This is a genomic window from Azonexus sp., from assembly GCF_041909095.1.
In the GTDB taxonomy this organism is placed as follows: domain Bacteria; phylum Pseudomonadota; class Gammaproteobacteria; order Burkholderiales; family Rhodocyclaceae; genus Azonexus.
In genome coordinates this window covers 67629-91620 of the sequence record NZ_JAYREB010000010.1, presented here as the reverse complement: position 1 = coordinate 91620, position 23992 = coordinate 67629, and the positions used below count along the sequence as shown (strand labels likewise).

At 65.5% G+C, this 23992-nt stretch carries 25 protein-coding genes; 5 read left to right on the top strand and 20 right to left on the bottom strand.

What is annotated here, in order from left to right; all coding sequences use genetic code 11:
* Positions 1–2: 2 nt before the first annotated feature.
* Both ACE3OV_RS15885 and ACE3OV_RS15880 read right to left on the bottom strand, forming a co-directional pair.
* A complete protein-coding gene (locus tag ACE3OV_RS15885; RefSeq protein WP_374328449.1) occupies positions 3–200 on the bottom strand; it encodes a hypothetical protein in 198 nt (65 codons plus the stop codon).
* Entirely contained in the window at positions 197–511 is a 315-nt protein-coding gene (locus ACE3OV_RS15880) for a YkgJ family cysteine cluster protein (protein ID WP_374328447.1), read from the bottom strand. Before ACE3OV_RS15880 ends, ACE3OV_RS15885 begins: the two co-directional genes overlap by 4 nt.
* A 191-nt stretch (positions 512–702) precedes the next feature.
* On the opposite strand from ACE3OV_RS15880, the gene ACE3OV_RS15875 reads away from it, so the two are divergent.
* The gene (locus tag ACE3OV_RS15875) at positions 703–3264 is read left to right on the top strand and encodes a chemotaxis protein CheW (RefSeq protein WP_374328446.1); all 2562 of its coding nucleotides are present in this window, start codon (positions 703–705) and stop codon (positions 3262–3264) included.
* Here ACE3OV_RS15875 and iscX read toward each other — a convergent pair whose 3' ends face one another.
* From iscX to cysE, 10 genes are all read right to left on the bottom strand, one after another.
* Complete coding sequence (gene iscX / locus ACE3OV_RS15870) at positions 3265–3459, bottom strand: Fe-S cluster assembly protein IscX (RefSeq protein ID WP_374328445.1); 195 nt, start codon at positions 3457–3459, stop codon at positions 3265–3267.
* Positions 3456–3800 carry an ISC system 2Fe-2S type ferredoxin gene (fdx, locus tag ACE3OV_RS15865; RefSeq protein WP_374328444.1) on the bottom strand — a complete coding sequence of 115 codons (345 nt, stop codon included), beginning with the start codon at positions 3798–3800 and terminating at the stop codon, positions 3456–3458. The genes iscX and fdx overlap by 4 nt, the downstream gene beginning before the upstream one ends.
* Positions 3797–5677 carry a Fe-S protein assembly chaperone HscA gene (gene hscA / locus ACE3OV_RS15860; RefSeq protein WP_374328443.1) on the bottom strand — a complete coding sequence of 627 codons (1881 nt, stop codon included), beginning with the start codon at positions 5675–5677 and terminating at the stop codon, positions 3797–3799. The genes fdx and hscA overlap by 4 nt, the downstream gene beginning before the upstream one ends.
* Positions 5678–5690: 13 nt before the next feature.
* Positions 5691–6224: a Fe-S protein assembly co-chaperone HscB gene (hscB, locus tag ACE3OV_RS15855; RefSeq protein WP_374328442.1), complete on the bottom strand. Its 534-nt coding sequence runs from the start codon at positions 6222–6224 to the stop codon at positions 5691–5693.
* Positions 6225–6359: 135 nt separating this feature from the next.
* Positions 6360–6683, bottom strand: coding sequence for an iron-sulfur cluster assembly protein IscA (iscA, locus tag ACE3OV_RS15850; protein WP_374328441.1), 324 nt, complete (start codon positions 6681–6683; stop codon positions 6360–6362).
* Positions 6684–6687: 4 nt separating this feature from the next.
* On the bottom strand, positions 6688–7071 hold the full coding sequence (iscU, locus tag ACE3OV_RS15845; RefSeq protein ID WP_374328440.1) for a Fe-S cluster assembly scaffold IscU: 384 nt from the start codon (positions 7069–7071) through the stop codon (positions 6688–6690).
* 20 nt (positions 7072–7091) lie between these two features.
* On the bottom strand, positions 7092–8303 hold the full coding sequence (locus ACE3OV_RS15840) for an IscS subfamily cysteine desulfurase (RefSeq protein ID WP_374328439.1): 1212 nt from the start codon (positions 8301–8303) through the stop codon (positions 7092–7094).
* Positions 8304–8324: 21 nt separating this feature from the next.
* Positions 8325–9482, bottom strand: a complete 1158-nt coding sequence (locus ACE3OV_RS15835) for a cysteine desulfurase family protein (protein WP_374328438.1) — start codon at positions 9480–9482, stop codon at positions 8325–8327.
* Between the two features lie 6 nt (positions 9483–9488).
* Positions 9489–9992: an Rrf2 family transcriptional regulator gene (locus tag ACE3OV_RS15830; protein ID WP_374328437.1), complete on the bottom strand. Its 504-nt coding sequence runs from the start codon at positions 9990–9992 to the stop codon at positions 9489–9491.
* Positions 9993–10050: 58 nt separating this feature from the next.
* Entirely contained in the window at positions 10051–10800 is a 750-nt protein-coding gene (gene cysE, locus ACE3OV_RS15825; protein WP_374328436.1) for a serine O-acetyltransferase, read from the bottom strand.
* A 193-nt stretch (positions 10801–10993) separates the two neighbouring features.
* Between cysE and ACE3OV_RS15820 the strand changes: the two genes are divergently transcribed.
* From ACE3OV_RS15820 to ACE3OV_RS15810, 3 genes are all read left to right on the top strand, one after another.
* Positions 10994–12262, top strand: a complete 1269-nt coding sequence (locus ACE3OV_RS15820; protein WP_374328435.1) for an ISNCY family transposase — start codon at positions 10994–10996, stop codon at positions 12260–12262.
* 189 nt (positions 12263–12451) lie between these two features.
* Positions 12452–12841, top strand: a complete 390-nt coding sequence (locus ACE3OV_RS15815) for a Rap1a/Tai family immunity protein (RefSeq protein ID WP_374328434.1) — start codon at positions 12452–12454, stop codon at positions 12839–12841.
* Complete coding sequence (locus tag ACE3OV_RS15810) at positions 12838–13326, top strand: T6SS effector amidase Tae4 family protein (protein ID WP_374328433.1); 489 nt, start codon at positions 12838–12840, stop codon at positions 13324–13326. The genes ACE3OV_RS15815 and ACE3OV_RS15810 overlap by 4 nt, the downstream gene beginning before the upstream one ends.
* Before the next feature lie 27 nt (positions 13327–13353).
* Here the strand turns inward: ACE3OV_RS15810 and bla are convergent, their stop codons facing one another.
* Genes bla through ACE3OV_RS15795 form a run of 3 tightly spaced genes read right to left on the bottom strand, consistent with a single transcriptional unit; the run spans position 13354 to position 16446 of the window.
* Positions 13354–14226: a class A beta-lactamase gene (bla, locus tag ACE3OV_RS15805; protein WP_374328432.1), complete on the bottom strand. Its 873-nt coding sequence runs from the start codon at positions 14224–14226 to the stop codon at positions 13354–13356.
* A gap of 20 nt (positions 14227–14246) precedes the next feature.
* Positions 14247–14963, bottom strand: a complete 717-nt coding sequence (locus ACE3OV_RS15800) for a hypothetical protein (RefSeq protein WP_374328431.1) — start codon at positions 14961–14963, stop codon at positions 14247–14249.
* A 46-nt stretch (positions 14964–15009) separates the two neighbouring features.
* The gene (locus ACE3OV_RS15795) at positions 15010–16446 is read right to left on the bottom strand and encodes a PLP-dependent aminotransferase family protein (RefSeq protein ID WP_374328430.1); all 1437 of its coding nucleotides are present in this window, start codon (positions 16444–16446) and stop codon (positions 15010–15012) included.
* 85 nt (positions 16447–16531) lie between these two features.
* On the opposite strand from ACE3OV_RS15795, the gene ACE3OV_RS15790 reads away from it, so the two are divergent.
* Complete coding sequence (locus ACE3OV_RS15790) at positions 16532–17182, top strand: pyridoxamine 5'-phosphate oxidase family protein (protein WP_374328429.1); 651 nt, start codon at positions 16532–16534, stop codon at positions 17180–17182.
* A gap of 51 nt (positions 17183–17233) precedes the next feature.
* Here the strand turns inward: ACE3OV_RS15790 and ACE3OV_RS15785 are convergent, their stop codons facing one another.
* The 5 genes from ACE3OV_RS15785 to ACE3OV_RS15765 all read right to left on the bottom strand — a co-directional run bounded on the left by ACE3OV_RS15785 (position 17234) and on the right by ACE3OV_RS15765 (position 23977).
* Positions 17234–17395: a DUF3149 domain-containing protein gene (locus ACE3OV_RS15785; RefSeq protein ID WP_374328428.1), complete on the bottom strand. Its 162-nt coding sequence runs from the start codon at positions 17393–17395 to the stop codon at positions 17234–17236.
* Positions 17396–17688: 293 nt separating this feature from the next.
* Positions 17689–19302, bottom strand: a complete 1614-nt coding sequence (locus ACE3OV_RS15780) for a methyl-accepting chemotaxis protein (RefSeq protein ID WP_374328427.1) — start codon at positions 19300–19302, stop codon at positions 17689–17691.
* 167 nt (positions 19303–19469) lie between these two features.
* Positions 19470–20438: a CapA family protein gene (locus ACE3OV_RS15775; protein WP_374328426.1), complete on the bottom strand. Its 969-nt coding sequence runs from the start codon at positions 20436–20438 to the stop codon at positions 19470–19472.
* Positions 20435–20830 carry a hypothetical protein gene (locus ACE3OV_RS15770; RefSeq protein ID WP_374328425.1) on the bottom strand — a complete coding sequence of 132 codons (396 nt, stop codon included), beginning with the start codon at positions 20828–20830 and terminating at the stop codon, positions 20435–20437. The genes ACE3OV_RS15775 and ACE3OV_RS15770 overlap by 4 nt, the downstream gene beginning before the upstream one ends.
* 54 nt (positions 20831–20884) lie before the next feature.
* Positions 20885–23977, bottom strand: a complete 3093-nt coding sequence (locus ACE3OV_RS15765) for an error-prone DNA polymerase (RefSeq protein WP_374328424.1) — start codon at positions 23975–23977, stop codon at positions 20885–20887.
* Positions 23978–23992 lie beyond the last annotated feature (15 nt).

Genomic DNA, 23992 nt, shown 5'->3' with positions numbered 1-23992 from the left:
GGCTAGCGGTACTTCCGGTAAACGGTCCGGGCGTCGAGATGCGCCCGGTCCAGCGTGCGGATTGCGGGATTGTCGTCGTGGCCGCTGAAATAATCGTCGGCCTGGGCGCGCATCACCATCTTGATCGCCGCCTGATCGGCCACATCGTATTTTTCGGTGATCAGCGTCGTCACCTCGTCGAGGTGTTCTTCGTAGGTCATGACGGCTCCTGGATGGCTTGCGGAGTGTAGTAGCGGGCGCGCACGGCGACGCAGTCGCTGTCGCCCATCGCGAAATCGCGGCAGATGTCGGGGCGATCTTCGTAAATGGTGCAACGCATGCTGGCGCGGTCGAGCGCCGCGCACCAGCCGTCATCGAGACGGCGCATCACCTGCCCGCCCCAGCGATCGTCGGCGGTCAGGCGAGGCGGGATGTCGCGGTCGCAGATCAGCATGACCTCGAGCTGGCAGCAGCAGGCGTCGCAATCCTGGCAGGTGATTTCGGGAGATTCCCGGCTGGGCGAAGGATTCATGGGCGGCATTGTCCCACGACTGGGCTTGCGCCGCGTGGCGACAAGGCGCGAATGCACCATCAAGGTGCCAAGAAAAGTTCATTCCCTTTTCCTGTGCCGGAAAGCAGCGGAAATCGCCCTCCAACACGGGCGAGCGACAGGCATGTCGCTTGCTTTACTGAATGTGTTTCAGGAATCTGCGGGAGATAGGCGTGGCAAAGTACAAGGGAATCGAGGTCGAAGATGCGGTCCGGCCACTGTTGCCACACATGCCGCTGATCGAGGAATACCGGGAAATGCTGCAGTCGCTGCAAGGCATCTGGGACAACCTCAACCTGCTCGGCCAGTTGTCCGGAACGACGGCGGAAATCGGCCAGACCCGCGAGGCCTTCGCCAGCCTGACCGGCGAACTGCTCAACAACCTCGCCGAGCAGACGCTGGCCAAGCGCGAACAGGAGATGAAGGCGCGCTCGCAGGTGGTGATCGACATCCTGATCCGCAACCTGTTCGAACGTACCGCCGACATCGGCTTTCTTGCCACCGACGGGGCCATCCGCCAGTTCGCCGCCAGCCCGGACGATCCCTGGGCGCTGCAGCAGCGCTTCCGCGAATACGTGCGCAAGTATTCGGTCTACGACGACATCGTCCTGCTCGACCGGAACGGCCGCATTCTCGTCCGCCTCGCCGAGGACGACCGGATCGCCGCCATCCGCGACACCTGGGTGCGCGAAGCGGCGGGCACCACGGCGGCCTATGTCGAGAGTTACGCCCATTCCGAATTATTCCCTGAACGCGAACGTTCGCTGATCTATGCCTACCGGATCCGCTCGGAGTTCGGCGAAACGCTCGGCGTGCTCGCCCTCTGCTTCCGCTTCGGCGACGAAATGCAGCGCATCTTCCACGGCCTGACGGTGCACGACGACCCGGCCGTGATGACGCTGCTCGACGCCGACGGCTGCGTCATTGCCAGCAGCGACCGCTGGCAGGTGCCGGTCGGCGCCGAACTGCGCGTCGCCTCCGGGCAGATGCAGCGCATTCGTTTTGCCGGCCGTGCCTACCTCGCCTTCGCCAGCGACACCAAGGGCTACCAGGGCTACATGGGCCCCGGCTGGCGCGGCCTGGTGATGATGCCGGTCGACCAGGCCTTCGACATCCAGGACGACGACGCACTCGATATCGACGATCCGGCGCTGCTCGCTTCGGTGATGTCGGGCGGCCGCGCCTTTTCCGAACCGCTGCGGGCGATCCCGCGCAAGGCCGAGGCGATCCAGCGCGACCTCAGCCGGGCGGTGTGGAACGGCACGGTGCGCCATGGCGTCGCCACCTCGGCGGTGGTCAACAGCGCCTTCTCTAAGATCCTGCTGCGCGAGATCAGCCGTATCGGCATGAACATGCGCGAGGTTTTCTCGCGCTCGATCGGCAAGCTGCAATCGACGGTGCTTTCCTCGCTGCTCGCCGACAGCCAGTTCTTCGCCGGGCTGGCCATCGACATCATGGACCGCAACCTCTACGAGCGGGCCAACGACTGCCGCTGGTGGGCGCTCGACGACCGCATCCGCGCCCTGCTCGCCGACCCGGCGGCGAAGGGCCGGCGCGAAGGGCTGGAGCAGGTGATCCGCTACATCAACAGCTTGTACACGGTCTACGACAACCTGCTGCTCTTCGATACCAACGGCGTCGTCATCGCCGTCTCCAACCCGGCCTACGGCGACCTCGTCGGCAAGGCACTAGACGCCCCCTGGGTTGGCGAATGCCTGGCCTTGCGCGACAGCCAGTCCTATGCCGTGTCGCCCTTTGCGGCCAGCGCGCTGTACTGCGGCAAGCCGACCTACACCTACCTTGCCGCCGTGCGGGCGCCCGGCGAAGAGCGCGTGGTCGGCGGCATCGCCATCGTCTTCGACGGCACGCCGCAATTCGCCAACATGCTGCGCGACGCCCTGCCGCGCGAAGCCTCCGGGGAAACGGTGGCGGGCAGCGTGGCGCTGTTTGTCGACGACGCCGGCACGGTGATCGCCAGCAGCGACGACAGCTACCGCGTCGGCCAGACGGTCAGCCTGCCGACCGAACTGCTCAAGCCGGACGCCACCGGCTGTGCCCGGCTGATTGCCCTTGACGGTCAGGTGACCGCCGTTGGTGCCTGGCCGTCGGCCGGTTACCGCGAATTCAAGGGCGCCGACGACGCCTACCGCAACGCGGTCACCGCCCTCGTCTTCATCCCGCTCGGCGCCTACGACCCGCAGGCGCGCAGCATGGCCGTGGAAGGCGAAGTGGCGATGCGCCGCACCAGCCAGCCGGCCGATGGCGAGATCCGCGAGATCGCCACCTTCCACCTCGCCGGCCACTGGCTGGGGCTGCCGGTGACGGCGGTGATCGAGGCGGTTGATCTGGTCGGCGTCGCCTGTCTGGCCAATGCGCCAAAGCAGGTCTATGGCGCGCTGATCTATCGCAACGAAACGCTGCCGATCTACAACCTGCATGCCGCACTGGGCCTGCCCGACGACGAGCAGCCGGGCATCCGGCGCCAGGTGGTGGTGGTGCGCGGCGCATCGGGCGGCAATTTCGGCATCCTGGTCGATCGCCTGGGCGAAATCCTCGAAGTGCCGAGCAGCGACATCAACGACCTTGCCAACATCTACGTCGGCGTGGCTTCGGTGCTGGCTTCAGTGGTGACGACGCACGGCGGCGGCACCCAGCCGATGCTGGTCCTGCTCTCCGAGGCAACGATGCGCGAACAGTTGCGCGGCTGCCCGTTGCCGGCGCCGCAGTCGGCCTGATCAGGCGACTTCGTCGATCCAGGCCTGCTGGATGGCTTCGAGGATCTTCTCGCCGCAGTGCTTGGGATCGTCGTCGAAGCCGGGCAGCGCCAGCACCCAGTTGCGCAGGTCGACGAAATTGACCTTGAGCGGATCGGTGTCCGGCCGGCTGTCGGCGAGTTCGATGGCGATGTCGTTGATGTCGGTCCACTTCATTTGCGGTGCCCTTCCTTCGCCATGTTGATGCTGTACTTGGGGATTTCGACGACCAGCGGCGTCTCGCCGACGATCGCCTGACAGCCCAGGCGCGAGCAGGGTTCGAGCCCCCAGGCCTTGTCCAGCAGGTCTTCCTCGATTTCGCTCGCTTCCTCCAGCGAGGCGAAGCCCTCGCGGACGATGACGTGGCAAGTGGTGCAGGCACAGGACATCTCGCAGGCGTGATCGAGTTCGATGTCGTTGGCCAGCAGGTTCTCGCAGATCGACTTGCCGGCGTCCGCCTCGATGACGGCGCCGTCCGGGCACAACTCGACGTGCGGCAGCACGATGATTTGCGTCATTCTTCCTCTCCCGTGCTAATTTCCTCGACCTTGCGGCCGGAGAGCACTTTCTTGATGCTTTGATCCATGCGGCGGTGGGCGAATTCCTGGGTTTCGAAGCCGAGGTCGTCCATCGCGATGTTGATCAGGCGGCGGTTGTCGCCGGCCGCTGCTTCCTGCAGCTTGGCGATGGCGTTGCGGATCTTGGTGGTCTCCGCTGCGTTGAGCAGATGCGGGTCTTCGGCCAGTGCCGCGGCGGTCGCTTCGATCATCCGCTCGGCCTCGACCTGTGCCTCGCGCAGGGCGCGGGCCATCGCGTCGTCCTTGGCGTGGGCCAGCGAATCCTGCAGCATGCCGGCGATCTCGTCGTCGGACAGGCCATAGGACGGCTTCACCGTGATGCTCGATTCGACGCCAGTGGTCTGCTCGCGGGCGGTGACCGACAGCAGGCCGTCGGCATCGACCTGGAAAGTGACGCGGATGCGCGCCGCCCCGGCGACCATAGCCGGGATGCCGCGCAGTTCGAAACGGGCCAGCGAACGGCAGTCGGCGATCATCTCGCGCTCGCCCTGGACGACGTGGATCGCCATCGCCGTCTGGCCGTCCTTGAAGGTGGTGAATTCCTGGGCGCGTGCCGTGGGAATCGTCGAATTGCGCGGGATCACCTTCTCGGTCAGCCCGCCCATCGTTTCCAGGCCGAGCGACAGCGGGATGACATCGAGCAGCAGCCAGTCGTCCTTGCCGGTCTTGTTGCCGGCCAGCAGGTTCGCCTGCGTCGCGGCGCCGATGGCGACAACCTTGTCCGGATCGAGGTTGGTCAGCGGGTCCTGGCGGAAGAAATCGCCGACCGCCTTCTGGATCTGCGGCATGCGCGTCGCGCCGCCGACCATGACCACGCCCTTGACGTCGTCGACGCGCAGACCGGCGTCGCGCAGCGCCTTCTTGACCGGCTGCAAGGTCTTCGAGACCAGGGTACGGGTGATTTCGGCGAAGGTCGCCACGTCGAGGCGCAGATCGATGTTTTCGCCGGTGGACAGGCGCAGCGAGATCGGTGCTTCCGGGTTCTTGGTCAGGAACTCTTTGGCTTCGCGGCAGCTCATCATCAGGCGCCGCGCGTCCTCGGCGGAGAGCGGCTGCAGCTTGGCCAGCTCGATCGCCCAGCAGTAGATGCGATGGTCGAAATCGTCGCCGCCGAGCGCCGAATCGCCGCCGGTGGCCATCACCTCGAAGACGCCCTTGGTCAGCTTGAGGATGGAAATGTCGAAAGTGCCGCCGCCCAGATCATAGACCGCGTAAATCCCCTCCGCCGCGTTGTCGAGGCCGTAGGCGATGGCGGCGGCGGTCGGTTCGTTCAACAGGCGCAGCACATTGAGGCCGGCCAGGCGTGCGGCGTCCTTGGTCGCCTGGCGCTGCGCGTCGTCGAAATAGGCGGGAACGGTGATCACGGCGCCGACCAGTTCGCCGCCGAGCGCCGTTTCGCCGCGCTCCTTCAGGACCTTGAGGATCTCCGCCGAGACTTCGACCGGGCTCTTGACGCCGGCCTGGGTACGAACCCGGACCATGCCGGGGCCATCGACGAAATCGTAGGGCATCGCCTCGACGTGGGCGATGTCCTTGAGGCCGCGCCCCATGAAGCGCTTGACCGAGACGATGGTGTTCTTCGGGTCGAGCGCCTGGTTGCGCCGCGCCTCGTGGCCGACTTCGGTCGAACCGTCGGCGTGGTAATGGACGACCGACGGCAGCAGCGGCCGCCCCTGATCGTCGTTGAGGCAGACGGCGATGCCGGAACGCACCGTGGCAACCAGCGAATTGGTGGTGCCGAGGTCGATGCCGACAGCGAGCTTGTGTTCGTGCGGGGCGGCGGATTCGCCGGGCTCGGCGATCTGGAACAGGGCCATTGGTCTTTTTCTTTCAGTCGTCCAGCGACGCCAGGGCGTCGTCGATTTCAAACAGCAGTTTTTCCAGGAACATCAGGCGCCGCACCCGGTCGGTCACCGCGGCGTAGTCCTGCGCGTCGTCGAGCAGACCCGCCACTTCCTCGTAGCGACCGGCGATGTCGTCCGTCAGGCGCTGGAACAGCCGCTCCAGCTCGTGGTGATCGCCGCCGGCACGCGCTTCCATCACCGCCTCGCGCCATTCCATCTGTTCGATCAGGAAATCGGCCGGCATCGCGGTATTGCTTTCCGCCTGCAGGTCGTGGCCGGCCAGTTCGAGCAGGTACTTCGCCCGTTCCAGCGGCTTTTTCAGCGTCATGTACGCCTCGTTGGCGCGCGTTGCCCATTGCATCGACAGCCGCCGCTCGGTCTCCGGGGCGCTGGCGAAACGGTCCGGATGCACCTGCGCCTGCACGTCGCGGTAGCGCGAATCGAGTTCCGACAGGTTGAGCCGGAACGCCTTCGGCAGGTCGAACAGGGAGAAGAAATCAGCGGTCAGGTCCAAAGACAAACCTCGGAAAGGCAGCGCATCAGGATGCGACAAACGGCAAAGCGAAGGCGGAGCAAGGCGAGCCCCGCACAGACAGTACGTCAGTACGGCAAGCGGGGCTCAACGCCGCCCCGCCGAGCCATCCCCCAACACAAATCAGACGTTGAAGGACTCGCCACAACCACACTGATCCTTGACGTTGGGGTTATTGAACTTGAACCCCTCGTTCAGGCCTTCGCGGGTGTAGTCCAGTTCCATCCCCTCGAGATAGGGCAGGCTCTTCGCATCGACGATGACCTTGACCCCGTGGGTTTCGAAGACCTGATCGTCGGCGTTGAGTTCGTCGACGAACTCCAGCTTGTAGGCCATGCCGGAACAGCCGCTGGTCCGCACGCCAAGGCGCAGACCGATGCCCTTGCCGCGCTTCTGCAGGAAACCGGCGACGTGCTTGGCTGCCTTGTCGCTCAGGGTGATTGCCATTTTCCTATTCTCCGTGCTTTTTCTTGTAATCGGCCACGGCCGCCTTGATGGCGTCCTCGGCCAGGATCGAGCAGTGGATTTTAACCGGCGGCAGCGCCAGTTCCTCGGCGATGTCGGTATTTTTGATGTCGAGCGCCTGATCGACGGTCTTGCCCTTGACCCATTCCGTGACCAGCGACGACGAAGCGATCGCCGAGCCGCAGCCGTAGGTCTTGAACTTGGCGTCCTCGATGACGCCCGACTTGTTGACCTTGATCTGCAGCTTCATCACGTCGCCGCAGGCCGGCGCGCCGACCATGCCGGTACCGACGTCGGAATCGTCCTTGTCGAGCGAGCCGACATTGCGAGGATTCTCATAGTGATCAATGACTTTAACGCTATAGCTCATGTTGTTTCTCCGTTAATTCGTTAGTGGGCAGCCCACTGGACGGTACTCAGATCGATACCTTCCTTGTACATGTCCCACAGCGGGGAAAGGTCACGCAGTTTCTGAATTTTCTCGTGCAACAGCTTGACGGCAAAGTCGATTTCTTCCTCGGTGGTGAAGCGGCCGATGGAGAAGCGGATCGAACTGTGCGCCAGTTCGTCGTCGCGCCCCAGCGCACGCAGCACGTAGGACGGCTCCAGGCTGGCCGAGGTGCAGGCCGAACCGGACGACACCGCGAGGTCCTTGATCGCCATGATCATCGACTCGCCTTCGACGTAGGCGAAGCTGATATTGAGGTTGTGGGCGACGCGCTGTTCCAGATCGCCATTGACGAAAGTTGCTTCGATATCTTGAAGTCCTTTCAGAAGTTTGTCGCGTAAGGCTTTGACTCGATTGTTTTCTTCGACCATTTCCTCGCGCGCAATGCGGAAGGCTTCGCCCATGCCGACGATCTGGTGCGTGGCCAGCGTGCCGGAGCGGAAACCGCGTTCGTGACCGCCGCCGTGCATCTGCGCTTCCAGCCGGATACGCGGCTTGCGCCGCACGTAGAGCGCGCCGATGCCCTTCGGGCCATAGGTCTTGTGCGCCGAGAAGCTCATCAGGTCGACCTTGAGCTGGCTCAGGTCGATGTCGACCTTGCCGGTCGCCTGCGCCGCATCGACGTGGAAGATGACGCCCTTCTCGCGGCAAATTTCGCCGAGTTCGGCGATCGGCTGGACGACACCGACTTCGTTATTGACGAACATCACCGAGGCGAGCACGGTGTCCGGGCGGATCGCCGCCTTGAACACTTCGAGGTCGAGCAGGCCGTTTTCCTGCACGTCGAGGTAGGTCGCCTCGAAGCCCTGGCGCTCCATCTCGCGCACGGTGTCGAGAACCGCCTTGTGTTCGGTCTTGACGGTGATGATGTGCTTGCCCTTGCTGGCGGCGTAGAAGTTGGCGGCACCCTTGATGGCCAGGTTGTTCGATTCGGTGGCGCCGGAAGTCCAGACGATTTCCTTGGGGTCGGCGCCGACCAGCGCAGCGACCTGCTCGCGCGCCTCCTCGACGGCGGCTTCGGCCACCCAGCCGAAGCTGTGCGAACGCGATGCGGGATTGCCGAAATGCTCGCACAGGTAGGGGATCATCTTTTCGGCAACACGCGGATCGACCGGGGTGGTGGCCGAGTAATCGAGGTAGATAGGCAGTTTCATCGTCTTTCTCGCTGGGTCGGTTCAGGCGGTAACCGCCTTCAATCCCTGCAGGCGTCCGACCGTGACCCGCAAGGCGTTGATGAATTGTTCGACATCGGCATCGCTGTTGCCGGCACCGAGGCTGACGCGCACCGCACCGCGGGCGATTTCCGGCGCCACGCCCATCGCCCGCAGCACGTGCGACGGTTCCGGGTTGGCGCTGGAGCAGGCGGCACCGCTGGCGACGGCAAAGCCTTCCCGGTCGAGCTTGCCGACCAGGGTTTCGCCGTCGATACCAGCAATCGCGAAATAACTGGTGTTCGGCAGGCGTCGCGCGTCGACCGCGAAAATGCTCGCCCCGAGTGCGATCAGCCCGCGCTCGAGACTATCCTTCAGGGCGGCCAGACGCGCTGCCGCTTGGGCAACGCGCTGCGCCGCAAGTTCCGCGGCGACACCGAAACCAACGATCGCCGGCACGTTCTCGGTCCCCGAGCGCAGACCGCGCTCGTGACCGCCACCGGCGATCTGCGGCTGCAGTTCGATGCGCTTGTCGACGAGCAGCGCCGCCGCCCCCTTGGGGCCGTTGATCTTGTGCGCCGAAACGGTTAGCGCGTGCAGGCCGGCCGCGTTGAGCGTCCGGAAATCGATGGGCAGCTTGCCGAAAGCCTGCACCGCATCGCTGTGCGTCCAGGCGCCGGCGGCGCGCGCCGCGGCGGCCAGGGTCGCGACATCCTGGACGACGCCGGTCTCGTTGTTGGCGAGCATCACCGAGACCAGCTTCGGCTTCAGTTGCAGCACGGCGGCGAAGTCCGCGTCGTCGATCCGCCCTGCTCCATCGACGGCGATCTCGCGCAGCGTCCAGCCCTGGCGGACAAGTTGCGCCGCCGGCTTGAGCACGCAGGGATGCTCGACGGCGCTGACCGCGACGACGCCGGGGCGCAAACTGGCGGCGGCGCCCTTGATGAAGAGGTTGTTGGCCTCGCTGCCACCGCTGACAAAGATGACTTCAGTCGGATGCGCGCCGAGCGCCGCGGCGACACGCTGACGCGCCTCGTCGATCGCCTGGCGGGCGCGCCGACCGTATTCGTGGCGGCTAGACGCGTTGCCGCACAGCCCGTCGAGCCACGGCAACAGCGCCGCCCGCACCGCCGGATCGAGCGGTGTGGTCGCGTTGTGGTCGAGGTAGACGGGCGCGAACATCGGGAATCAGGCGGCGACTGCCGTCTTGTCGCGGATCGTCCGGCGCGGATGCGGGCCGAGCGGGCGCTGGTCGGCGATCACCGATTCGCCGCGAGCGGCGGCCTTGGCTTTTTCCCGCTCGACGAGGTCGGCCAGGGTCACCGAGGCCAGGTATTCGAACATCTTGGCGTTGAGCGTCGTCCACAGGTCGTGGGTCATGCAGCGGTGATCGTCCTGACAATTTTCATTGCCGCCACACTGCGTCGCATCGAGGTTCTCATCGACGGCACGGATGATGTCGGCGACCGTAACCCGGGCCAACGGCTGGGCGATGCAGTAGCCGCCGCCGGGGCCGCGCACGGAATCGACGAGCTTGTAGCGACGCAGCTTGCCGAACAACTGCTCAAGGTAGGAAAGCGAGATGCTCTGCCGCTCGGCGACGCCGGCCAGGGCAACCGGCCCTTCGCCGCCGCGCAGGGCAAGATCCATCATCGCTGTCACGGCAAAACGCCCTTTGGTGGTCAAACGCATTGCGGTCTCCCGACTAATAACCAAGTATTGCGGTCAACTATAGCCAAACCAGACAAAATCAGTCAACTATTTTGCTCAGGTATTTCGCGTCGAAATCGTCGCTCTGCTGCACTTCCTGGTCGCACTTGACGCCTTGCGCGTCGAGCTCCTTGAGCAAGGAAGCCAGGCGCCGATCGGTTTCGGCGGCGTGGTCGAGCAGGCCGTGGATCGCCTTGGCCAGCGGATCGTCCTGGTCGCGGGCGACGGCGTAGGCCGAGAAGCCGAGCTTTTCCGCCTGCGCTTCGCGCTCCTTGCTCTGCGCGTCGATGATGCGCGCCGGGTTGCCGACCGCAGTGGCGCCGGCCGGCACCGTCTTGGTGACCACGGCATTGGAGCCAACCTTGGCGCCGGCCGCGATAACGATGGGACCTAGCACCTTGGCGCCGGCGCCGACGACGACGCCGTTCTCCAGCGTCGGATGACGCTTGCCCTTGGCCCAAGAAGTACCACCCAGGGTGACTCCATGGTAGAGCGTGACGTCGTCGCCGATCTCGGCGGTCTCGCCGATGACGACGCCCATGCCGTGGTCGATGAAGAAGCGGCGGCCGATGGTGGCGCCCGGGTGAATCTCGATGCCGGTCAGGAAACGCGCCAGGTGCGCGGTGAAGCGCGCCAGCCAGCGTAGCCGGTGGCCCCACAGCCAGTGCGCGACGCGATGCAGGATCAGCGCGTGGATGCCGGGGTAACAGGTGAGCACTTCCCAGAACGAGCGGGCCGCCGGATCGCGGTCGAAGACCGCGCGGATATCCTCACGCAAGTGCCGGAACATGGGGTGCTATCTCCCTATCGAAAGGGGGTGAATTCTAGAATACTCGACTGAATTTGTCAGCTATTTAGCGCAAACCGGCAAGGATGCCAATACGTAAGCGCGACCTGTTAGACCCAAGCGGTAATGTCCGCTCCGTGCAAAGCAGTAATCTCCGGTTTAGGAGGAATCGGACACGGGGTCACAGGAGATAGGCTTGAACGAGCGGGAATTGAAACGGCACGGTGTGCTGGAGCGGGTGAAGGCTGGTGCGCTGAGCCAGCTTGAGGCGGCTCGGGAACTGGGATTGTCGGTCCGGCAGGTCAGACGCTTGCAACGTCGTCTGGAAGCGGCTGGGCCGGCCGGGTTGCGCTCGGTCCGGCGAGGCAAGAAGCCCAATAACTGGATCGACGAGGAACGTCGGAAAGCGGCGGTGGCGGTGATCCGGGAGCAGTACGGTGATTTCGGACCGACCCTTGCCCGAGAGATGTTGCTTGAGCGCCACGGTCTGGTTTTCTCGGTGGAGACGACCCGCACGCTGATGCGCGAGGCCGGGCTGTGGCGGGCCAAGCGCCGGTCGGTCCGCTTCCATCCGCCGCGAGCACGACGGCCCCGTTTGGGGGAGCTGGTACAGATCGACGGCTCGCCCCACGACTGGTTCGAAGGCCGGGCGCCGCGCTGCACGCTGCTGGTTTTTGTGGATGACGCCACCAGCCGCATTCAGGCGGCCCGCTTCGTGGCGGCGGAAACGACGGCTGACTACATGGCGCTGGTAGAGGAGTACATCGGCCGGCACGGCTTGCCGCAGGCGTTCTACAGCGACCGGCACAGCATATTCCGGGTCAATGCCGCCGAGTCGGCGAAGTCGTCGCTGACCCAGTTCGGGCGGGCGCTGGGCGAGTTGGGGATCGAAGGCATCTGTGCCAACTCGCCACAGGCCAAGGGGCGGGTGGAAAGGGCCAATGGGATCTTGCAGGATCGTCTGGTCAAACTCATGCGCCTGGCCGGCATCGCCAGTTGGGAGGCGGGAAATGCCTTCCTGCCCGCATTCCTGGCTGATTACAACAGCCGCTTTGGACGGCCCCCCGAGGAACCGGAAGACGCCCATGCCCCGGCCTGTCCGGCGGAACAGTTGCGCGGCATTCTGTGCCAGAAGGAGCGCCGCAAGCTATCCCGGCAACTCACCTGCCAATACCACCAGCAATGGCTGCGCATCCTTGCGCCCAAAGGTTGGGAGCGCCGCCTGGTCGGCGCCCAGGTGGAGATCCGAGCCCACCTCGACGGGAAGTTGGAGGTCCGCCAGGGGGATCGGGTACTTGCCTACGAGTTACTGGCGGCACGGCCCCAGGCTCCGGTGGCTGATGCCAAGGTGGTCCAGGCTCGCCCGGCACCGGCCAAGCCTGCGCCCAACCATCCCTGGCGCCAGCCGGTTCCCCCTGCAGCCGCCGCGCGCGTCATGGCCGAGCGGAATTCCGCTCGGCCATGACTCCCACTACCGGACATCTCTGCTTAGCAGGAGACCGGACATTTCTGCTTGGGATTGACATACGTAAGCGCGACCTTGCCGCCAGATACCCACCGTGCCAGCCTTGCCTCGAAATATCGAAGCGCATTGCTTTCGGCAACGGTTAAAATTAGTCCGTTTGCATAAACCGACACGAAAGGACATGACCCCATGTTCAAGTCAGCCCGCCCATTACTTTTTGCGCTGTGCCTTGGCGTTCCCCTTCACCCTCTTGCCGAAACCAGACTGGCCCAGCCACTGCCCGATTCCCAATCGCTGGTCATCGAAAACAACAATCTGAGCGCCAGCGATTTCTTCGCCGCCTTCATGAGCAAGAACATGATGGAAAGGCGATACGCGCAGATGTATCTGGTCGGTGTCCTGGATGCTACCGAGGGAAACGCATGGTGTGACTATCACCGGATCAAGACGATCTCGCTGAACGAGGCCGTCTACGAGGGTCTGAAAAATGCAGAAGCAAGCCAGCTTCGGAAGCGGGCCGCGCTAGTCATTACTGACATTCTGAAGAAGGATTTTTCCTGCAAGGAGAAGCACAAATGAACCTTTCCTTCGCAAGCCTGAAAAGCAACCACTACACGTCGGACATTTACCGGTCTGACTACGTTTCTGGCGATACGCTTTACAGCGAACTTGGTTACGATCAAAAAGCCCTGATCAAACAAAACAGCGGATACCAAAACACCTGCGCCACACGGATGAGCCTGGCCTTGATCAAATCCGGCGTCACGATTCACGGGCGCCTGAAGATCAAAGGCGGCACGCACAAGGGACAGTTGTTCGAGCCCGGCGCAAAACTACTTGCCGATCAACTTGCCAGGCCGCAAGTCCTGGGTAAGCCACAAGTATTCAAAGCCGCCGATGCGCCTGCCAAATTGGCCGGCAAGAAAGGCATCGTATTTTTCTGGAAGATCGATGGTTACGGTGGTGGCCATATCGACGTCATCGAAACGACAAACGGCACGCAGGTATGTAATTCGGCATGCTATTTCTCGTCAAAGGAAATCTGGTTCTGGCCGCTGGATTGATCCGGCCAGACTTCAAATCTCAATTCATCAACTGCCCGTGACGAAATCGGCCAGAATTTTTCCAACCCCGGCCAGACAGGCCTCGCACGCCGCCGGCTCGGCCGGGCTGTCGCTCAGGTAGGCGGCCACCAGCAGCGGCGGCCGACCGGGCGGCCAGACGATGCCGACATCGCTGGCGTCGCTGCGATTGCTGCCGGTCTTGTCGCCGATCCGCCAGTCCGCCGGCAGCCCCGCCTTGAGCCGGCGTTCGCCGGTGACGCAGGCAAGCAGCCAGTCCTGCAATTGCCGGCGTGAGGCCGGCGACAGGAGGTCGCCGAGCAGCAGCCGCTGCAGCGTCGTCGCCATCGACCGGGGCGTCGTCGTGTCGAAATCCGGATCGGCACCGGGCTGGTTCAGTTCGGGTTCGCGCCGGTCGAGCCTGGTGACGTCGTCGCCGCTGCCACGCAGGAAGGCGGTCAGCGCTGGCGGCCCAGCGAAGCTGTCGAGGATCAGGTTGGCGGCGGCGTTGTCGCTGGTGGCGATGGTCGCCGCGCAAAGCTCGCCGAGCGTCATGCCCTGCCCGTCGGCGAATTTTTCGGTCACCGGCGACCAGGGCAGCAAGGCCGAGCGGTCGAAGACGATGCGCCGGTCGAGACGATCCAGCCCGGCATCGACGCGCTGCAGCACGTAGGCGCCAGCGAGCACCTTGAACGAACTGAGCAGCATGAAGCGCTCGTCGGCACGGTAACCGACGCTGTCACCAGTCGCGGTATCGATGATATGCACGCCGAGGCGACCGCCGACCGCCGCTTCCAGCGCGCGCAGGCGATCGGTGACGGAGCCGTTGGCCAGCGCCGCGCGCGGGGCGGCAGCGATCAGGCCGATGGCGGAAAGGGTGCGGAGAAAACGGCGGCGCGACATGCGCGCATTGTGCCAGCCGCTCAGGCGCTCGGCCAGATGACCGGCTTGCCGTCCGCGCTCAGGCTCATCCGGCCATCGGCGGAAAACTGCAGCGCAATCTGCGCGGCCGGCCGGTTGTCGGCGAACAACCAGGCGTATTTGGCGACCACGGCAGCGGCTTCGGCTGACGATGCGGCGGCGGTGTATTCCTCGTGGAAAGGCAAACTCTTCTGCATTTCGACCTGATGCGAGGTCAGCGCAGCCGCCGTCTGCATGCTGCGCGCCAGCGCCGGTTCTTCGGCCAGCGCCGCTTTGAACTGCTCGACGTAGGGATAATCGGCCGGCAACTGGAGCAGCCCATGGCGGTCATAGCTGACGCTGGCCGGCGCCTCGGGAATGCCGTTGGCAGCCAGGAAGCCCGGCATTTCCTGCGATACGTAATCACCCAACGCCTGGATGTTGGCCGGCGACGGCAGCAGCAGCGGCGGCAACTCGGTGAAGCCGCCGGGCGGCGGCTGGAAATAGGCTTCGATGTCGATGTCGACCGATCCCTGGTTGGTATCGAAGGTCGCCGTACGCGCCGAAGTGGAAGCATTGCTCTCGGCAGCCAGACGATCGCGGGCTGCCTGCGAGATGCTGACCGTGCCGGCAGCATTTGCCGTTGTCGTGGCGGCAGTTGCCGTCAGCGACTGACTGCGGGTTGCTGAAGAAACAGGGGAAATGGCGGCAGACCAGGGATTGGCGGCTTGTACGAGCATGGCGCAAAACTCTCGGGCAATGAAGTTGCAGCTTGCTCTGCAAGCCTCATGCCATTTCCGCCTGCGCGGCGGCGACGGCAAGCCGGCGCACCAGTTCGGGAATGATCGCGGCTTGCGCCATGCCGTAGCCGAGGACCAGTCCGTTCTCACCCTGACCCTCGGCGCTGTAGCGACTGAGTGCTCGCGCGGCGACGCCCTGCCCGGCTGCTGCGGCGACGATCGCCGCATCCGGCACCCGTCCCGGCAGATGCAGCACCAGATGCAGGCCGGCGTCGCCGCCGGCGATGCGGGCGCCGGGAAAATGCTGTGCCAGCGCCGCCCGCAAGACCTGCTGACGCTCCCGATAGATCGGCGCCATCGCCCGCAGGTGGCGGGTCAGCCGGCCGCTGTCGAGAAAGCGCGCGAGCGCCCGCTGCTCGACCGCCTGACCGCCGCGATGCAGTTCGCCGAGCGCCTGCCCGAAACTGTCGACGGCCCAGCGCGGCAATACCAGGTAGGCGATGCGCAAGCCAGGATAAAGCAACTTGCTGAAGGTGCCGAGATAGACCACCGGCGCTTCCGGGCGCAGCCCCTGGATCGCCGGCAGCGGCCGGGTGTGGTTGAACTCGCTGTCGTAGTCGTCCTCGATCAGCCAGTTTTCTCCGGGCACCAGGCGGGCCAGGAAAGCCAGCCGCCGCTCCAGCGCCAGCACGCTGCCGCCCGGGTACTGGTGCGACGGCGTCAGGTGCAGCAGGCGCGGTGGCCGCTCCCGCCACAGCGTATCCGGCGCCGCCATGCCCTGCCCGTCCACCGGCACCGGCTGCACCGTCAGCCCGGCGGCGAGCAGCGTGTTGCGGGCGACCGGATAACCCGGCGTCTCGACCCAGGCAATGTCGCCGGGATCGGCCAGCAGGCGGGCGCAGGCGTCTAGCGCCGCCTGGGCGCCGGGCAAGATGAAGACCTGCGCCGCCGTGCAGGCAACGCCGCGGCGGGCGGCGAGGAAGCTGGCGACGGCCTGGCGCAGCACCGGCTCGCCGCCGACTTCGGCATAGGCCAGGTGACGGGCGCCGACCGCGCGCCAGGCGTCTTGCAGCAGGCGCGCCCAGAGCGGCCAGGGAAAGGCATTGAGGTCGGGAACGCCGGGCGCGAACGGCAGGGTCGGCTCACCATGGGCACTGGCCGAGAGCGCCGCCGCCCGCCGCGACAGGATGCCGGCCGCTGGCACAACTGGCGCCAGCGTCGCTGGCGCCGGCAAATTTGCCACCCGGGTACCGCCACGGTCAGCAACGAGAAAACCTTCGGCGAGTAGTTGCTGGTAGGCGTACAAGACGCCGTTACGCGCCATGCCGGCGTCGACCGCCAGCCGCCGGCTGGCCGGCAGGCGCAGGCCGGCGCCGAGGCGACCGTCGACAATGGCCTGCTTGAGCAGGCGGTACAGGCGTTGCTGGCGCGCTTCGCCGGTGGCCGGTTGGCGCAGTTCGTCGAGAAAGAGATCGAGCGCCATCTGGCTCCATCAGCAAGGGGTTTCGTGGCTCCGTCGATGGTGCCACAGCCGGGCTATGCTGGCCGGACTTTTTCAGGAGAACGCAATGAAACCCGACGCCCCCAGCCCGCGAACGCAGATTCGCCGCAAGCCGCAACGCGGCCATTACGATTTCGCCACCGTCGCCGCCATCGTCGACGCCGCGCAGATCTGCCAGATTGCCTTCAATGAAGGGGGCAGCGTGCATTGCCTGCCGACCGCCAGCTGGCGCGTCGGCGATCACCTGTACATCCACGGCGCCAGCAACTCGCGGCTGACCCGGACCCTGACCGGCAGCGACTGCTCGGTCTGCATCGCCCATCTCGACGGCCTGGTGCTGGCCCGCTCGGCCTTTCACCATTCGATGAATTTTCGCTCGGTGGTCATCTACGGCCGTTTTGTCGCGGTCGACGACCCGGAAGAGAAGAAAAAGGCGCTCGCCGCCTTTGTCGAGCACGTCAGCCCCGGGCGTTCGGCACTGGTGCGCGCGCCGACACCGGCCGAACTCGCCGGCACCTGCGTCCTGCGCCTGCCGCTGGACGAAGCCGCGGCAAAAATCCGTCACTGGGGTGTCGAAGACGATGCCGGGGATCTTGGCATCGCTGTATGGGCGGGTGTCGTACCACTACACACCGCTGCCGGCGCCTTGCTGCCGGATGAAGATTGCGCCGCCTTTACGGAACCGGCGCTGCCCGATCTTGTTGTTTTGCGGGCTTGATGAAATTCGCCGGCCAATGCCGGCGAATCCCCCCTGATTTTGCTGCTGTTGTCAGTGCGCCCCTTGATGCGGCTTCGCCGACGTGCCACTCCCTTCCTTATTGGCTTGCTTGGCGGCATAAATGCCGATGTAGATTGCCATCACGATGATGAACAGAATTGTGAACAGGCTGAGCAGACCAATGTCGGAAGTGAAAAGAAGATTCCACGCCATGACCATTCTCCGTTTGCATTGTTGGATGAAAAGTGCCGTTGAAGCGTGTAACTGCTTGCAATTAACATGCCCAGCTGCGACCTTTGGTCGCAGCCCGACCAGGAGCCCGGGAAAACAAGGAAAACGTCCATGCCATGCGGGTTTCGGCAGAGCAACAGAAGATGAAGCAAAGGTCGGCGCGGAACAAAATTGCCATTATTGGCACGACTCTTTTGCCATGCACGCCATTTGTGACACAACAGATAAAACAAAGGCGCCTGTTGGCGCCCTTGCTCCGTGCAAGACGCAGGGATTCAGAGGCGGAATGATGCCTGCAGCGATTCCTCTGCCTGCAACACCGTACGCTGCAGCACCTGGGCCTGCGACTCGCTGCCCTGCGAGCGCCGTGCCGCTTCCTCGGCGGCACGGGCCACCGCCTCGACATCGACCGACAGGCTGTTTGCCGCCTGCGCCTGCTCCTTCGTGGCGTCCGCTATCGCACGCACATCGCCGCGCGCGGTATCGATCGCCTCCAGGACATGGGCAATTTCGCTGCTGACCTCTTCCGCCAGTTGCAGGCCCTGATCGATACTGGACTGCACCGCCTGCATTTGCTCGGTGGTACGCGCCGACTTGTTCTGCACCTGATCGATGATCCTGCGGATTTCGCCGGTTGACGACGAGGTCCGCTCGGCGAGCTTGCGCACTTCGTCGGCAACGACAGCAAAACCCCGCCCCTGCTCGCCCGCCCGGGCAGCCTCGATGGCCGCATTGAGGGCGAGCAGGTTGGTCTGTTCCGCAATGTCCTGGATCGCCTGGGCAATCGCCGAAATCTGACGCGTGTTCTCGATCAGGTCGAGCACCGAGCTACTGGCCTCACTGGAAATGCTGGCGATCGTCCGGATTTCCTCGGCGGTCCGCTGTATCGTCTGGCTGCCCTCGGTCGCCCGTTGATGCGCACCGTCGGCACGCTGATCGGCCAAACGCGCCGATTCGCTGAGTTGCTCGATGCTGGCCGAAAGCTCCTCGATCGAAGCCGCCATCCGTTCGGCGCTGGACGCTGCCTGACGAACGCTGTCGCCGGTGGCGGCGGCATCCTGCAATTGTTCGTCGGCCGCCGAACGCACCGTCGCCAGCGCCTGTTGCTGACGCTGGATAACCTCGCGAATCGCAGCCCGCAGGCGATCGACCCCGGAAATCATCTCGCCCAGTTCGTCATTGACAGCGCCGACAGCGACACCACCGAGCACACGCTCCTCCGCCACCTGGCGGACGATCGTCCGGCCGGCGTCGAGACGATGGCGCAGGCGCCGGTCGGTCCACAGGGCGATACCAATCGCCATCGCCACCACCAGGCCAATGGCCAGTTCGACGATCAGCAGCGACTGGCTGGCCGCTTCGCGCTGCGCCTTGAATTCCTCCTGATTCGCCTGCTCCCGGGCCTGCCCGGCTTCTTCGAGGCGGCTCTTGAGTTTGCGCCAGTTTGGATTAAGTTCCTTGGCAATCAGACGCTTGGCTTCCTCGACGTTGTTCTGCGCCAGCGCCTCCTGCACGGCGATCACCTTGGGCGCAACCTGTTCCCGCCATTCCTGGGCCGCCGAGCGGGCGAATTCCTTGACCGAGTCACGACGCGCCTTCTGTTCGAGGTCTGCCATCAGGGCGGGAAACTCTTCCAGGCTGGTCGTGAGGTTCTGGCGCGACTGGACGTCATCCGGAATCAGCACCGCCGCCCGCACTGCCGCCTGGACCTGGATACCGGCACGATTGGCCTCGCGCAATGCGGTCGCGTTCGGAATGATCACCTCCTGGGTGCGTACCATCTGCTGATCCAGCTGACTGACTGCCATGTAGGCAACCGCCCCGCTGCCTATTGCCGCTACGGAAATCGCCACCATGGAAATGCCGATGATGCTTCGCAAACTGGCCATGCTTTTGCCTCCCCTATATTGCCAACAGCTAATGAAGAGCTGGATTTTGCATGGACCGGAAGAGTCGAACAAGAACAAAATCCGGCGCATTCAATCGGCATCGAGGCAAATCGGGCGTTTTGAGCGCTCGCACCAAGGCCGCAACAGCCAGCACCAGAGTGGCGGACTCAGTGCTCCCGGCAATCCGCCGGCGCCGTTTCGCCGCGTTGCCAGCAGGCGCTGACCGCCTGCGGCGCCGGGTGTGGCGTGCCTTCGCGGTCGATCCTGGCGACGACGATGCGCGAACTGACGACGCCGGTCTTGTCGAGTTCCAGGCGCAGCAGCCAGCCGGTGTTGTTGAGTGGGTCGTCGAAGCCGTCGAAGACGAAGTTGCCGAGGCTGTAGATCACCGGCTTGCCGCGGTAGATCTCGATTTCCTGGGTGACGTGCGGATGGCCGCCGACGACGGCGTCGGCGCCGGCGTCGATCATCCGCCGTGCCAACGCTTTCTGCCGCTCGCTGGCCCGGGTTTCGTGCTCCCAGCCCCAGTGCATCACCGGAATCACCAGATCAGCGCGGTCGCGCTGGCGCGCCTGGCGGATGTCGAGCAGCACCTGCTCGTCCTCGCTCCAGGCAATGCCCGGCTGGTTGTGGCCGGCTTCGAAGCTGCGCGGGAAGAATTCGTTGTAGCCGAGGAGCGCAATGCGCAGCCCCTTGCGCTCGACGATCAGCGGCCGATGGGCGTCGGCCAGCGTGCGCCCGCCGCCGAAGTAGCCAAGACCGGCTTTATCGAGGTGGCCGAGCATTTCGCCAAAGGCCGCCGGGCCGAAATCGCCGGAATGGTTGTTGGCCAGGCCGACGGCGTCGAAATGGCGTTTCACCAGCTTCAGCACGCGCGGCGGTGCGCGGAAGGTGTAGGGCTTGTCGGCTTCCGCCTTGCCGCCGTGGGCGACGACGCATTCGAGGTTGGCGATGCGCAGGTCGGCGCTGTCGAGAATGGCGGCGAACGGCGCCAACGGGTCGCGACCCTGGCGGATCACCTTGCCCGGCGTGTCGTCGAGCATCACGTCGCCGACGAAGGCGACCGAAACGGTGCTGGCATCGGCCCACACCGGAACCGGCAGCAGGCAGGCGGCGAGCAGGAGCAGCGATCTCATGGGCGGACACTCGTCAGGGCGCAGTCGTACTGCAGTTCGCGCCCGAGGATGGGCGAATAGAGGCGCTGTTCGCCGGTCAGCGAACGGCCGTCGGCGATCGGCGCGCGGTAGGTCGCCTGCTGCAACAGGATGGGCTGGCCGCGACGCTGGTAATAGGCGTAGATCTTGACGTACTCGGCGATGCCGTCGGCTGCGACGACGACGGCCTTGAAGTGGAAGTTGTCGTTGATGTTGGTCGCCGGCACCCGGTAGATGTCGGCGGCCGGTCCGTAGTCGAGAACCTGGACGGTATTCGACTGCTCCAGCCGGCAGCGCAGCCACGGCCCATCGGCGGCGACGGATAGAGCCGGCGCCCCGAGCAGCGCAGCCAGCAGACAAAGCTCAAGACGCATCGCGTTTCCCTCCCCTGTGGCCGGCATCATAACCGGGAAAGCGCCGGCGCCGGCTCAGTGGAAATCCCGGCTGCGGGTTTCCAGCCGCCCCAGCCAGGCCGACAGGTCGACCAGGCGCTGGGCAACCAGATGCACGACGCCGTCGGCGCATTGCAACTGTCCATAGACGCCGAGCAACGGCGCGGCGAGCAGTTCGCGCCGCTGTTTCTCGACCAGCGCCGGCTTGACGACGACGTTGGTCCAGCCGGTCTCGTCCTCCAGCGTGACGAAGACGATGCCGGTCGCCGTGCCCGGTCGCTGGCGGCCGGTGACGATGCCGGCGACACGGACCAGCGCGCGGTCGCCGCGTTGCGCCAGTTCGCCGGCAGTGAGGAAACGGCGCGCCGCGAGATGTTCGCGCAGCAGGGTCAGCGGATGCGGGCGCAGGCTGTGGCCGAGCTGCTGGTAATCGGCGACCAGGTTGTCGGCCAGCGTCGGCGCCGCCAGCTCAACCGCTGCTTCCGGCGCCGGCAGGCCGGCGAAGAGATCGCCCTGGATCGCCCGCCGGCCGCTGTCGGCGACCGCCCAGGCGGCCTGGCGGCGATGCCCGGCCAAGCTACGCAAGGCATCGGCGGCAGCGAGCTGATCCAGATCGCGCTTGCCCAGGGCGCAGCGCGCGGCAAGGTCGGCGACGTCGGCAAATGACACCCGTCGCCGCGCATCGGCAATCCGATCGCCCGCTTCCCTGCCCAGCCCCTTGATCTCGCGCAGGCCGAGGCGCACCGCGCCGCCCTCGTCGATGCGGCTATCCCAATCGCTGGCCGTGACATCGGCGGGCAGCACGCTGACCCCGTGGCGGCGCGCATCCTGGATCAGCATAGCCGGCGAATAGAAGCCCATCGGCTGGCTGTTCAACAGCCCGCAGAGGAAGGCCGCCGGGTGGTGGCGCTTGACCCAGGCCGAGGCATAGACCAGCAGCGCGAAGCTGGCGGCGTGCGATTCGGGGAAGCCGTATTCGCCGAAGCCCTGGATCTGGGCGACGATGCGCTCGATGAAGGCGGCCGGCACGCCGTTGCGCGCCATGCCGGCGCGCAGCTTGTCCTGGTAACGGGCGAGATTGCCTTTACGGCGCCAGGCCGCCATCGCCCGCCGCAGCTCGTCGGCCTCGCCGGGCGTGAAGCCGGCGGCGACGATGGCCAGTTGCATCACCTGTTCCTGGAAGATCGGCACGCCGCAGGTGCGCGCCAGCACCGCGTCGATGGCCGGTGTGATGCGCTCGATATCCTCCTTGCCCTGGCGCCGCTTCAGGTAGGGATGCACCATGTCGCCCTGGATCGGGCCGGGGCGCACCAGCGACACCTCGATCACCAGATCGTAGTAATTGCGCGGTTTCAGGCGCGGCAACATGCTCATCTGCGCCCGCGATTCGACCTGGAAGACGCCCATGCTGTCGGCGCGGCACAGCATGTCGTAGGTCGCCTTGTCGCCTTCGGGGATTTCGTTCAATGCCAGCGGCCCGATCATCGCCAGCATCCGGCGCAGCGCCGACAGCATGCCGAGCGCCAGCACGTCGGCCTTCATCAGGCCGACCGCGTCGAGGTCGTCCTTATCCCACTGGATCACTGTGCGCTCGGCCATCGCCGTGTTCTCGACCGGCACCAGCCGGGCCAGCGGCCCGCGCGACATGACGAAGCCGCCGACGTGCTGGGTCAGGTGGCGGGGAAAGCCGCGTAGCTGCTCGGCCAGCCACAGCCACTTGGCGACACGCGGCGACGCCGGGTCCAGCCCCTGCTCGGCAAAGCGTTCCGGCATCTGCTCGCGCTTGTCCCACCAGGCGAGCGAGGCAGTCAGCGCATCGATGCGGGCGATGTCGAAACCGAGCGCGCGGCCGGCGTCGCGCAGCGCGCCCTTGGTCCGGTAAGTGATGACGGCGGCGGCCAGCGCCGTGCGCTCGCGGCCGTATTTTCCGTAGATGTAGGCGATGACCTCGTCACGCCGCTCGTGCTCGAAATCGACGTCGATGTCGGGCGGTTCGCCGCGCTCTTTCGAAACGAAGCGCTCGAACAGCATCGCCGAGCGCGCCGGATCGACTTCGGTAACGCCGAGCGCGAAACAGACCGTCGAATTCGCCGCCGAACCGCGCCCCTGGCAGAGGATGCCGGCGCTGCGGGCGAAGCAGACGATGTCGTAGACGGTCAGGAAATAGGCTTCGTAGTTAAGCTCGGCGATCAGCCGCAATTCGTGCTCGATGCGCTCGCGCACCGCGGCCGGCACGCCCGCCGGATAGCGCCGGCGCAGCCCGGCCTCGGTTTCGTGGCGCAGCCAGGAGGTCGGCGTGTGGCCGGCGGGGACGATTTCCTCCGGGTATTCGTAGCGCAACTCGTCGAGCGAGAACGTGCATTTTTCCGCGATGCGCAGCGTTTCGGCCAGCAGTTCGGGCGGATAGAGCCGCGCCAGGCGCAGGCGCGAACGCAGGTGGCGCTCACCGTTCGGGAACAGCGCGTGGCCGGCATCGAACACCGAGGTTTTCAGGCGCAGCGCGGTCAGCACATCCTGCACCGGCCGCCGCGCCCGCACATGCATGTGCACGTCGCCCGCCGCGACCAGCGGTAGACCGCAGGCGGCGCCGAGCGCCTGCAGTTCCGCGAGTTTCGCCGCATCGTCCGGCCCAGCGTGCAGTTCGACGGCAATCCAGCAACGGCCGGGAAAACGTTCGGCCAACCAGCGTCCGTCGGCGACCGAGGGCGTCGCCTCGGGCACCCACAGCACCAGGCAGTCGGGCAGCGCGCCGTTCGGCGAGATGGCGTTCAGGTCGTGGCGCTGCAGCGTGTAGGCGCCCTTCTCCGCCCGCCGCCGAGCGAGCGTGATCAGCGCCGACAGGTTGCCGTAGCCCTCCCGGTTCTGCGCCAGAAAAACCAGTTTCAGGCCGTCGACCGTGCGCATCTCGCTGCCGATAACGAGGCGCGTCGTCCCGCCCTGCGCCCGGAACGCCTGATGCACGCGCACCACGCCGGCCAGCGAGCACTCGTCGGTCAGCGCCAGCGCCGCGTAGCCCTGCGCCACCGCCTGCGCCGCCAGTTCCTCCGGATGCGAGGCCCCGCGCAGGAAGCTGAAGTTGGACAGGCAGTGCAGCTCGGCGTATTCGGGGAGCGCAGGCGGGACGGTCAAGGCGGGCCTTTGGCA